This window comes from Microbacterium lacus, from assembly GCF_044794305.1.
In the GTDB taxonomy this organism is placed as follows: domain Bacteria; phylum Actinomycetota; class Actinomycetes; order Actinomycetales; family Microbacteriaceae; genus Microbacterium; species Microbacterium lacus_B.
In genome coordinates this window covers 522,620-534,352 of sequence record NZ_CP084996.1, presented here as the reverse complement: position 1 = coordinate 534,352, position 11,733 = coordinate 522,620, and the positions used below count along the sequence as shown (strand labels likewise).

The 11,733-nt window shown below is 64.3% G+C and carries 10 protein-coding genes; 7 read left to right on the top strand and 3 right to left on the bottom strand.

Translation table 11 applies throughout. The annotated features are described in order from the left end of the window. Positions 1-6 precede the first annotated feature (6 nt). The 5 genes from LG299_RS02645 to LG299_RS02625 all read left to right on the top strand — a co-directional run bounded on the left by LG299_RS02645 (position 7) and on the right by LG299_RS02625 (position 3,462). The gene (locus tag LG299_RS02645) at positions 7-1,053 is read left to right on the top strand and encodes a phosphatidate cytidylyltransferase (RefSeq protein ID WP_404433261.1); all 1,047 of its coding nucleotides are present in this window, start codon (positions 7-9) and stop codon (positions 1,051-1,053) included. Beyond that, on the top strand, positions 1,053-1,613 hold the full coding sequence (locus LG299_RS02640) for a DivIVA domain-containing protein (protein WP_404433259.1): 561 nt from the start codon (positions 1,053-1,055) through the stop codon (positions 1,611-1,613). Before LG299_RS02645 ends, LG299_RS02640 begins: the two co-directional genes overlap by 1 nt. Positions 1,614-1,679: 66 nt before the next feature. Beyond that, positions 1,680-2,438 (top strand): lytic transglycosylase domain-containing protein, encoded by a 759-nt coding sequence (locus tag LG299_RS02635; RefSeq protein ID WP_404433257.1) that lies wholly within the window; start codon positions 1,680-1,682, stop codon positions 2,436-2,438. Between the two features lie 3 nt (positions 2,439-2,441). Continuing rightward, positions 2,442-2,726, top strand: a complete 285-nt coding sequence (locus LG299_RS02630) for a hypothetical protein (protein ID WP_404433255.1) — start codon at positions 2,442-2,444, stop codon at positions 2,724-2,726. A gap of 1 nt (position 2,727) precedes the next feature. Next, positions 2,728-3,462 carry an alpha/beta hydrolase gene (locus tag LG299_RS02625; protein WP_404433253.1) on the top strand — a complete coding sequence of 245 codons (735 nt, stop codon included), beginning with the start codon at positions 2,728-2,730 and terminating at the stop codon, positions 3,460-3,462. Positions 3,463-3,464: 2 nt separating this feature from the next. On the opposite strand, the gene LG299_RS02620 is transcribed toward LG299_RS02625, so the two are convergent. After that, positions 3,465-4,532 (bottom strand): AI-2E family transporter, encoded by a 1,068-nt coding sequence (locus LG299_RS02620; RefSeq protein ID WP_404433251.1) that lies wholly within the window; start codon positions 4,530-4,532, stop codon positions 3,465-3,467. A 176-nt stretch (positions 4,533-4,708) separates the two neighbouring features. On the opposite strand from LG299_RS02620, the gene LG299_RS02615 reads away from it, so the two are divergent. Next, positions 4,709-6,490 (top strand): glycosyl transferase, encoded by a 1,782-nt coding sequence (locus tag LG299_RS02615; protein ID WP_404433249.1) that lies wholly within the window; start codon positions 4,709-4,711, stop codon positions 6,488-6,490. Continuing rightward, a complete protein-coding gene (locus LG299_RS02610; protein WP_404433247.1) occupies positions 6,487-7,428 on the top strand; it encodes a tetratricopeptide repeat protein in 942 nt (313 codons plus the stop codon). The genes LG299_RS02615 and LG299_RS02610 overlap by 4 nt, the downstream gene beginning before the upstream one ends. A gap of 24 nt (positions 7,429-7,452) precedes the next feature. On the opposite strand, the gene glgB is transcribed toward LG299_RS02610, so the two are convergent. Both glgB and LG299_RS02600 read right to left on the bottom strand, forming a co-directional pair. Next, positions 7,453-9,630, bottom strand: a complete 2,178-nt coding sequence (glgB, locus tag LG299_RS02605; RefSeq protein ID WP_404433245.1) for a 1,4-alpha-glucan branching protein GlgB — start codon at positions 9,628-9,630, stop codon at positions 7,453-7,455. Next, on the bottom strand, positions 9,627-11,594 hold the full coding sequence (locus tag LG299_RS02600) for a maltotransferase domain-containing protein (protein ID WP_404434770.1): 1,968 nt from the start codon (positions 11,592-11,594) through the stop codon (positions 9,627-9,629). The genes glgB and LG299_RS02600 overlap by 4 nt, the downstream gene beginning before the upstream one ends. Positions 11,595-11,733: the final 139 nt, after the last annotated feature.

Genomic DNA, 11,733 nt, shown 5'->3' with positions numbered 1-11,733 from the left:
ACGGCCATGACCGACGAACCCGGACAACCGGTGGAGCACGGCGATCCCGCCAGTGCACCGCTGACGCGCAAGGATGCAGCCCAGGCGCGACACGCGACTCCGTCGACCGACCCGGGAGCAGCCATTCAGGCTCAGATTCGGGCGGCGCGCTCGGACTTCGAGCACAAAGTGGAACACGCGCGCTCTGAGTTCGACGAAGTGAACGAGCGAATCAAAGAGCGCACCGGCCGCGACCTCATCGTCGCCACGTTGATCGGTCTGGCCATCGGCGCGACGTTGGTGGGTTCCCTGGTCTTCTTCTCGTGGCTCTTCGTCTTCTTCGCCCTCGCGGCAGCGCTGCTCGCAGTGTTCGAACTCGGTCGTGCGCTCACTACGTCTGGGCGCCGTGTGGACGTGGTTCCCCAGCTCATCGCCGCCGGAGCGCTCATCCTCTCGGGGTTCTTCCTGGACCTGTGGCTGCACTGGGTCCTTGTCTTCGTCGCCGTGGCCTTCGTGATCTCGTGGCGCCTCGTCGCACAGATGTCGGCTCGCGACGGCCGCACGTACGGCGACGTGCTGGCAGACGTGCTCACCGCTGGATTCGTCCAGTTGTATGTACCGTTCCTCACCAGCATGACGATGATCCTGCTTCGTCAGGACGACGGTGAGTGGTGGGTGTTGGCGTTCATCATCGTGGTGGTGGCGTCAGACACGGGCGCCTATGCGAGTGGCCTCACATTCGGACGAACGAAGATGGCCCCGAGGATCAGCCCCAACAAGACCTGGGAAGGCTTCGCCGGAGCCGCAGTTGCGGCGACGGTAGCCGGAATCTTTGTGGGCATGTTCATGCTGGGCGTCCACTGGTGGATGGGAGCGATCCTGGGCATCGTGGTACTTGCCACTGCGACGGTCGGCGACCTCGGCGAATCCATGATCAAGCGCGACATGGGCATCAAAGACATGAGCTCCTGGTTGCCCGGCCACGGGGGAGTTCTGGACCGCCTCGACTCGGTTCTGCCCTCCGCTGTCGTCGCCCTCGCGTTGTATTTTCTCTTCACTCCGTGGATGACCTGATGACTTCTTCGGCGCCGGCGCCAGCGTCATTTCCGCAGGTAAGTGGGCGCACCAGGGGCTATGACGTGCAGGCTGTCGATGCCTTCCTCGCCCGCGCGAGGTCTTCATTCGAATCCGGCAGCAACGACGTGACATCTGCCGCGGTCCGCGAGGTTTCGTTCCCGCTCACTCGCAAGGGGTACGCGATCGCAGCGGTGGACTCGGCCCTCAGCCGCATCGAAGACGCTTTTGCCGCGCGGGAGCGCGACGCGGCCGTCTCGGTCGCCGGTGCGCAGGCGTGGGTAGGTCAGACGCGCGAGATCGCACAAGTTGTGCTCGATCGGCTGTCTCGTCCGAAAGGTCGGCGTTTCGACCGAGTAGGAATGCTGCGGTACGGCTATCGCGTCGACGAAGTCGACCTTGTGGTCGACCGGATCGCGACGTACCTGCAGACGGGCCAGTCGGTCACCGTCGAGCAGGTTCGAGGTGTCGCCTTTCGCATGGAGCGGGGCGGTTACCGTGAAGTGCAAGTGGATGCCGTACTCGATGCCGTCGTAGAGATCATGCTGGCCGTCGTCTGACGATCTGTGTCGGCATCTATCCAGTGGATGGAATCTTGTCGAACCGCTCGCTAGACTCGTGAAACTGTGACTTCGGGCAAAGAGGTGGTGTCGACGCGACGCGCGAGTCGCGCCGAAGTATCGAGCCCGAGTGCCGACGTCGCACCATGGTCGAAGAAGTCCACCCCCGTCGAACAGCGCTGGTCACGTCGCAGGGGTGTACTGGGGGTCTTTGCCTCTTTCGCCGCCGTCGGATTCGTGGTGGCTTACGTCGGTCCGACCGGTCTGGCGATTGCCGATGCCAACGCCGTCGAGAACGCATCGATCTCGCTGTACGCCGACTCGATCGACGATGTCCAAACACGCGAAGGCGACCCGACCGCGGTGTCCGACGAGCCTGTGGTGTTTGCACGTGGGGGCTACACGGTCTACGTCAAGCCCCCGCCACCTCCTCCTCCGCCGCCCAAACCCGTGGCGGTCCCGTCGACCCCCAGCGCGAAATCGAGTGGGTCAGGCTGGCGTCCACCATTTGTGACCCCTGACCCCGGCACAGCACAATCGATCGCCTACGGCATGGTTCTCGCACGTGGCTGGGGTGACGATCAGTTCGCATGTCTCGTTGCGCTCTGGAACAAGGAGTCCGGCTGGCGTGTGAACGCCTACAACGCGTCGAGCGGCGCGTACGGCATTCCGCAGTCGTTGCCCGGAAACAAGATGGCTACCGCGGGCGCTGACTGGGAGACTAACCCGGCGACGCAGATCACCTGGGGCCTCGGCTACATCGGCGCGAGATATGGCTCGCCGTGCGGCGCGTGGGACCACTCGGGTCGCGTGGGCTGGTACTAGCACATGCCGAGATCCAACCGCCGCCGATCGGGAGACGCCGGCGACGAGTCGTTCGAGCGCCTGCTCGCCGGGTGGAAGCGCACCGAGGTGCGGCGAGGCATGTCGTGGATCGTACAACCTGTGTCTGCCGTGCAGGCGGTGAAGGCGTACACGTGCCCCGGATGCGGCCGCCTCATCCAGTCCGGAACCGCGCACCTCGTGGCCTGGAGGGCGGATGGCGTCCTGGGTGACGGCGCAGACCTTGTCGCGCGGCGGCATTGGCACGAACAGTGCTGGAGGATCGGCTGATTTGGAGATTCGCGGGCCGGTGATGCTTCCGGCACTCAGAGAGGACATCGAACTGCAGACGCTCGACGGCCTCACGCTGGTCGGCGAGCTGGCACTTCCCGCTGAGGGCAAGCCGGTCGCGACCCTGGTGACGCTGCATCCGCTCCCCACTGCCGGCGGATTCATGGACTCGCATGTCCTTCGCAAGGCTGCTGCGCGCCTTCCTGCGCAGGCAGATCTCGCGGTACTGCGATTCAACACTCGCGGCACGACGTCGGCCCGTGGGACGAGTGAAGGCTCTTTCGACGGTGGGCGCGGAGAGGCATTCGACCTCGCTGCCGCCATGCAGTTCGTTCATGACCGCGGTCTACCGAATCCCTGGGTAATCGGCTGGTCTTTCGGCACCGAGGTCGCGCTCAAGTACGGCCGAGACCATGACATCACGGGCGCGATCCTCCTCTCACCACCCCTGCACCGTGCGTCAGCCGACGATGTGGCGGCATGGGCTGGCGATAGACGTCACCTCATCGTGCTCGTGCCTGAGTTCGACGACTATCTGCGGCCGGATGAAGCTGAGGAGCGTTTTGCGAGTGTGCCCCACGCCGTGCTGATTGCGGTCGAAGGTGGCAAGCATCTCTGGGTGGGCGAGAGTCAAACGCGTCGCGTGCTCACAGAGATCGTCGCCGCGGTGAATCCTGACGCGTTGCCACTCGCGACCGAGTGGGACGACCCGACAGGTTCCGCTGACGCTGTGTGAAGCTATCTCTCGTTCATTCGTGGGATGACAACCTGGCGGTAGATGATCAGGATCGAAGCCGCCACCGGTATTGCGATCAGTGCGCCCAGAAGTCCGAGCAGCGAGCCACCCGCGAGAGCAGCGATGACCACGACTGCACCAGGCACCGACACTGCGCGATTCATTATGCGGGGCGAGATGAAGTACGCCTCTAGTTGCATATAGATCAGGTAGTAGATCGCTGCGGCGATCGCCGTCGACACCCCGCCCAGTCCGGGGATCAGACACGTCAAGACGATGATCGTCGCACCGGTGATGGTTCCCACGAGCGGGATGAGCGAGAAGAAGAACGCGATCACGGCGAGGACCGCGGGGAACGGCGCCTGAATGATCGTGAGAAAGATGAAGCTCAGGATGCCGTTGATGACACCAAGGCTCATCTGGCCGATCACGTAGTAGCCCACGGAGTCGGTGATCTGTTCTCCGAGATCGACAACGCGATCGCGCTTGGACGCGGGCACGAGTTGGTAGAGCGCTCGCTTGAGGTTCGGCGTCGAGGCAGTGAAGTAGATCGTGAGGATCAGAATGATGAATGCGCCGGCGATCCCCGAAACGATTGCAACGCCGGCGTTGATCACGCCGCCGGTAATTACGCCCCAGTTGTCGGTCAAGAAGGTCTCGACGTTCGCTACCGCTTCTTCGACGAACTCAGGCTCAAGTCCGGGGAAGATCGACTGCACCCACGCCGTGACCTCGGTGACGAACTGAGGGAAGGTGCGACTGCCCAAAAACTCCGTAACCTGCTCGACAAGTTGTCCGACCTGAGCGGCGAGAATCGGCAGGACGAGAAGGATGATTCCCGCGAAAACGGCAAGCACCGCGAGGATCGTGATGAGAACGGCCAGCCACCGGGGGAGCTTTCGTCGTTCGAGCCATCCGACGACCGGATCGAGGCCGAGCGACAGAAACAGCGCCGTCCCGACGTAGAGCAGGATTGTCGACAGCGTCTGGATGCTTCCGATGAGGAGGAGACCAAGACCCACTCCCAGCGTTCCGACGAACGCAACGCGAAACGGACTGTGCAGCTTCATCCGTCAACCTTCCCCTCCGCGGCATCGGCAGAGATACCCCTGGACAGACTACGCATAGTGTGCGCACACATCGCGGAGCGGCACCTCTCGGGCGACATACAGGCGGTTTTCGCTAGTCTGGGATGTCGGATCGAAGGTTGTCGCGACTGTGCGACGACCGGGGAGAGGTAGATTTCGTGCGTTTCGTATGGGCTGTGGCAGCATTCGTGCTCGCCGCGCTACTTATCGGCGCTGGCATCGCCCAGCGCACGATATTCCAAGGACCGACGACGTCGACGACCCAGATTTCGGTCGACTCCGATGCCCCGTACCTCATGATCGACGGTGCCGTGCTCAATACGTCCGAGGGAACCCAGACCCTCCGCGCGCAGGCTGAGGGCGACATTTTCGCGGCCTACGGCCGCACGGTCGACATGAAGGCCTGGCTTGCCGACACGAGCTACACGAGCGTCACCGCCGCGGCTGACGGCGACGTGCGAATGCGGGTCGTCGAACCCGCTGCGTTGTCCGAAGATGCCGAAGAAGCGGTCGTGCACAGCGCCGTCGGGTCTGACCTATGGCTCGACGAGTTCCAGCAGAGTGATGTGCTGATCGCCCCGCTTCAGCTCCCCGATGACATGAGCGTGCTGGTGGCCACCGACGGCACAGCGTCCGCGCCCACCGACGTCTCGATCTCGTGGCCGATCGGCAATGGAACACCCTGGGCCGGACCGCTGATGGTGCTGGGCGGCGCCTTCTTGGCGATCGGCGCCTTCCTTTACATCCTCGGCATCCGTCACGCCCGCCGCTCGCGCGGCCCCCGACGCAAGGGGCTGCCGCTCGCTGCTACCGAGCCGATCGACCTCGCGGTCGAAGGCGCGGACAAGGGCGTGATTTCATCCGGCACCCCCCGTCGAGCCCTCGAGTATCGCCGCGCTTTTGCGATCGTCCCCGCAGTCGCCGTCTCGGCACTGCTGTTCACCGGTTGCTCAGCTGATGCGTGGCCACAGTTCGCGCCGTCACCGACCCCCACCCCGACGGCTTCGGTGGTCGCACCGGAGGGCCAGAAGGCGCCCGCAGTCACCAAAGCCCAAGCGGAACGGATTCTCGCCCGCGTGGCGAGCACTGTGGCAGAGGCCGACGAGGCCCGCGATCCCGCCCTGGCTGCTTCGCGACTCGATGGCGCTGCATTGGGAGTGCGCGAAACCAACTACACCCTGCGTGGGGCAATTGCTGAGCACCCCGTGCTTCCCGCCGTTCTTACCAAGCCGCTGGAGATTCTCCTCCCGCAGGCTTTCGAAGAGTGGCCGCGGTCATTCATGGCTGTTGTCGACGATGAAGAGACGAAGACCTCCAGCATCATGTTCCTCACCCAGTCCGATGCGTGGGCACCGTACAAGTTGGCATACGTCGCGAGCCTCGAAGCGTCCACCGAGATGCCGGGCCTGGCGCCCGCCTATATCGGCGCTTCACAGATTCCGCCGGACTCCAGCTTCCTGCTCCTTCCCCCCGACCAGATGGCCGCGGCATACGCCGATGTGCTGAACAACGGCGAAGACAGCGAGTTCGCTACGCTCTTCGATGCCGAGAATGACCAGTTCCGCGTCGGTATCGAAGCCGACCGTGCGAAACGCCTCGAAGAGTTCAACCAGACGGGTGCGCAGACGGGCACCTTGACATTCAATTCCTCTGCGGGCGAAGAGATACCCATTTCCCTGGCGACGATCGAAAGCGGTGCGATCGTGGCCGTGAACATCTATGAGACCGACACAGTCAAGCCGACGAACGCGGATGCGGTGATCAAGGTCGATGGAAACGAGACGGTGAAGAGCCTGGCGGGTGCCTCACAGTCGACCACCGGATTCGAAACAGTCTTCAGCGACCAATTGTTCTTCTATGTGCCTGGCCAGGGTTCGAGCGAAAAGATCCGCCTGCTCGGGTATGGCTCGGACATCCTCGATGCAAAGGTGATCCCTTGACCGACCCCACACCGGCCGCCGCTCTGCGCGGCGCCGTCGACCTGTCGACTCTCCGCAACCGGCCGGCAGCAGCCGTCAGCGCTCCGGCGTCGCCGCCTGCAGGAAGTACTCCACCGCTCGTGATGGATGTCACGGACGCGAGCTTCCCGCATCTGCTCGAGCTGTCGCGCACCGTACCCGTGGTCATCGACCTCTGGGCGGAGTGGTGTGGTCCGTGCAAGCAGCTCAGCCCGATCCTCGAGCGGGTCGTCACTGAACTCCAGGGACGCATCGTTCTCGCGAAGGTCGACGTCGATGCGAACCCGCAGTTGTCGCAGGCTTTCCGTGCGCAATCGATCCCCATGGTCGTCGGTCTCGTCGCCGGTCAGCCCGTTCCTCTCTTCACCGGTGCCGTCTCCGAACAGCAGGTGCGTGAAGTCTTCGCGCAGTTTCTCCAGCTCGCCGAACAGAATGGCGTGACAGGCACGGTGCCCGAGGATCCGGATGCCTCGGCCGACGAATCCGCCGAGGTCGCTGAGCCACCGCTTCCGCCATTGCACGCCGAGGCGTATGACGCTATCGAAGCCGCTGACTACCCGCGAGCAATTGCCGCCTACGAGAAGGCCCTTGCGGAGGATCCCCGCGACGCGGATGCCCGGGCGGGTCTTGGTCAGGTTCGACTGCTTGATCGGGTGCAAGGACTCGACCTGCAGGCGGCGCGCGCGGCTGCCGCGGCATCCCCCCTCGATGTCAACGCCCAGTTCGCCGTTGCCGACCTCGACCTTGCGGGCGGACACGTCGAAGACGCTTTCCTGCGCATGCTCGACCTCTTTGCGCAGCTGCCGAGCGACGAGCGGGCGCCCGTTCGCGAGCGACTGCTCGAGCTGTTCGGCTTGGTCGGCGATGCCGACCCGCGCGTCCTTAAGGCACGCGGACGTTTGGCCTCCCTGCTTTTCTGAGGCCCGGCGAGCTCCGCGAGGTGCTCAGCCGTGCGTCGGCGACGGAATGTGGGCCTGCGGATCGTGGCGGAGCCACAGCACGCCCAGGGGCGGAAGCACCATCGAGGCGTGTCGGTGCTCGTCTGCGTAAACGATTCCCCGGTTACCCACGCCCGAGCCGCCGTACTCGAGGGCATCCGAGTTGATAACTTCGTGCCAGACACCCGCCTCGGGGAGGTCGATGACGTAGCCGTCGACGGGCACACCCGAGAAGTTGCAGATCACCACGACCGTGTTGCCGTGCCAGTCCCGGCGCGCAAAGGCGACCACCGTGGGGTTCCACGTCGGGCCGCCCAGCCGCGTGAAGGCTGCGCCGTCGCTGTCACGTGCCCAAAGGGGCGACAGCTCTCGATAGGTGTGGTTCAGCGCCGCGACGAACCCGTGCAACTGCGCGTGCGAGGGCTGGTCGAGGATCCACCAATCCAAACCACGCCCTTCTGACCACTCCGAAAGCTGGCCGAACTCCTGGCCCATGAAGAGAAGCTGCTTGCCCGGGTGACCCCACATGTAGGCGAGGAAGGCGCGCATGTTCGCGAGCTTCTGCCAGTGATCACCCGGCATCCGTCCGAACAGGCTGCCTTTGCCGTGCACGACCTCATCGTGGCTGATGGGAAGGATGAAGTTCTCACTGAACGCGTAGACGAACGAGAAGGAGAGCTCGCCCTCATGGTGCGAGCGATACATCGGGTCGCGCTTGATGTACTGAAGCGAGTCATTCATCCAACCCATGTTCCACTTGAAACCGAAGCCGAGACCGGCCTGGCTCGTAGGCGCTGTGACCCCCGGGAAGCTGGTGGATTCTTCGGCGATCATCGCGATGCCCGGGTAGCGCTTGTAGGAAGTCGCGGTGACCTCCTGCAGGAACGCGATCGCCTCGAGGTTCTCGCGCCCGCCGTGGATGTTCGGCGCCCACTCGCCCTCTTCGCGGGAGTAGTCGAGATAGAGCATGGACGCCACAGCATCCACTCGCAGTCCGTCGACGTGGAACTCTTCGAACCAGTACAGAGCGTTCGCGACCAAGAAGTTGCGCACCTCGCTACGGCCGTAGTCGAAGATATAGGTTCCCCAGTCTTTGTGCTCGCCGCGACGGGGATCCGGGTGCTCGTACAGCGCTTCGCCGTCGAAACGCGCGAGCGCGAAAGCATCCTTCGGGAAGTGACCGGGGACCCAGTCCATGATCACTCCGATCCCAGCCTGGTGCAGTCGGTCGATCAGGTAGCGGAGGTCATCGGGATGCCCGAACCGGCTCGTAGGGGAGTAGTAGCCCGTGACCTGGTACCCCCACGACCCCCCGAACGGGTGCTCGGAAAGCGGCAGGAACTCGATGTGCGTGAAGCCTTGGGCAGTGACGTACTCGATCAGCGGGTCGACGGCATCCCGGTAAGAGAGACCCGGACGCCAGGAAGCGAAGTGCAGCTCGTAGATCGACATCGGTTGAGAGATCGGGGTGGAAATCGCCCGGCGGGTCATCCACTCCGAGTCCGACCACCGGTAGGACGTTTCGGTGACGACTGACGCCGTCGCAGGGGGAACCTCGGCGAATCGGGCCATGGGGTCGGCTTTGAGTGCCCAGTCGCCGTGTTTGGTCAGAAGCTCGAACTTGTAGGCGGTGCCCGCCCCGAGCCCCGGGATGAAGAGCTCCCAGACACCGGAGCTCCCCATCGAGCGCATGGAGTGGCCCTGGCCGTCCCAGCCGTTGAAGTCGCCGACCACGCGCGCGGCGCGCGCATTCGGCGCCCAGACGGTGAATGCGGTGCCGGCGGAACCGTCGCTTTCACGCACGTGCGCCCCGAGGACACGCCACAACTCTTCGTGACGTCCTTCGCGGATGAGGTGAAGGTCGAGTTCACCGACCTGGGGGAGATGCCGGTACGGGTCGTCCGTCACGAAGTCCGGCGCACCGGCATAGGTCGTGACGAGTTCGTATCGACCGCCGGAGCCCGACCGCACACCCTCCCAGATCCCGCTGCGCACGTGTTCGAGCGGAACGCGCGTTCCATCCGCAAAGACGGCGGTGACGCCCTCGGCGAGGGGCCTGCGGGCGCGGATGGTCCACTCCGCAGCGCCCTCGCCGTCGATGCCGTTGTGGATTCCCAGCACGCTGTGCGGGTCGTGGTACGAACCACTGGCGACGGTGTCGAGCACAGCATCTGCGGGAGTCATCGGGAACCCTTCACGTGGAGAATATGGACGGGCTGAGTGAAAGCATCGAGCTGAACGAAGTTGTGATCCGACCACGTCCATCGGGCGCCGGTCACAAGGTCTTCGACGTCATAGGAATCTCCAGGGGCAATGCCCCACACGCGGGTGTCGAGGTGCACCATGCTCTGGCGCACCGAGTGGGGATCGACGTTCACGACCACGATCACCGTGTCAGAGACACCCGTCGGCGAGAGAGCGGCGTCCAGGTGCTTGACGTACACGAGAATCGCGTCGTCGTCGCTCCAGTGCACGCTGAGATTGCGCAACTGCTGTAGCGCGGGGTGCGCGCGGCGAATTTCGTTGAGGCGGGTCAGGAACGGGGCTAGCGAGTTGCCGCGGGCCTCGGCATCCGCCCAGTTCCTCATCTTGTACTCGTACTTCTCGTTGTCGATGTTCTCTTCAGACCCCGGCCGTGCGACGTTCTCGAAGAGTTCGTACCCCGCGTACACGCCGTACGTCGGTGCGGCGGTGGCGGCGATCGCCGCGCGGATCGCGTACGCGGCACGACCCCCGAACTGGAGGTACTCGGTCAGGATGTCGGGGGTGTTGACGAAGAGGTTCGGCCGCATGAAGTCGGCTGTCTCGTGAGCGAGGCTGCTGAGGAACTCTTCAAGCTCCTCCTTCGTATTGCGCCAGGTGAAGTATGTGTAGCTCTGCTGGAATCCTGCTGCCGCCAGTGACTGCATGACGCGGGGGCGCGTGAACGCCTCGGCGAGAAACACCACGTCCGGGTGCTCCGCAGTGACCGTCCGAATCAGCCACTCCCAGAACTGCAGCGGCTTGGTGTGCGGGTTATCGACACGGAAGATCTTCACTCCCTGAGCGATCCAATGGCGGACGACTCGCAGTACCTCGACGCGGATGCCTTCGGGGTCGTTGTCGAAGTTGATCGGGTAGATGTCCTGATACTTCTTCGGGGGGTTCTCGGCGTAAGCAATGGTTCCGTCCGGCAGCGTGGTGAACCACTCCGGGTGGCTCGTCACCCACGGGTGATCGGGCGCCGCCTGAAGCGCGAGGTCAAGTGCGACCTCGACGCCTTCGGCACGCGCTGCGCGCACGAATGCGCGAAAGTCCGCCAAAGTGCCGAGCTCCGGATGCACGGTGTCGTGCCCGCCCTCGGCTGCACCGATTGCCCACGGCGAACCCGGGTCGGTTGGCGACGGGTCGAGAGTATTGTTGCGCCCCTTGCGATTGACGCGACCGATGGGGTGGATCGGCGGGAGGTACAGGATGTCGAATCCCATGGCCCCGACGGCGGGGAGACGCTTCATAGCGGTGCGGAACGTGCCGGTCTTTATCGACCCGTCCTTCAAACGACGCGCGCCTTCGGAACGAGGGAAGAACTCATACCAGGCGCCGACTCCCGCCCGTTCACGCTCGACCAGGATTTCCCACTTCGGGCCGAGCGTCGCCAACGATCGCAGGGGACGCGCGGCAAAGAAGCGCGCAATCGACGGATCGCGCACGATCTCGAGCGCCTCGGTGTCGTTGACCTCAGGGTCTCGAAGTGCGCGGGCGGATGCTTCGAGAACACGCCGCTCGGCGATCGGGCGGGACTTCTCAGCGATAGCCCGGTCGAACAGCAGACCGCCGAGTTCGCGCATGACCGCAACATCCACACCGGCGGCGATCTTGAGGTCGGCGGCGTGTTCCCACGTGCCGAAGTCGTCTCCGAACGCCTCGAACTGGAATGCCCAATCGCCCTCCTCCAGAAGCGCAACCTCGGTCTGCCACCGATCGAATCCGTCGTGCAGTGCGCGGAGGCGGTGCACAGACACGTCGCCCGATGGCGAGGTCAGACGAACGTGCACGCCGATACGGTCGTGGCCTTCACGAAAGGCCGTAGCGCGGAACGGGACGACCTCACCCGCGAACGCCTTCGGACGGAACGCGCCGCCGGGAACGGACGGCGAAGGCAGCGTCAGGGGTATTCGTCCGCTCGCGGTGTCTCTCTCGCCTTGCGCGTCGAAGGAATCTCGAACGGGAATCGATGACGCGCTGCGCCAGGGGCGGGAGTGCGCGTTGCGCGGGTTCGTAGCCACTTCTCGAACCTACCGTCCGAGG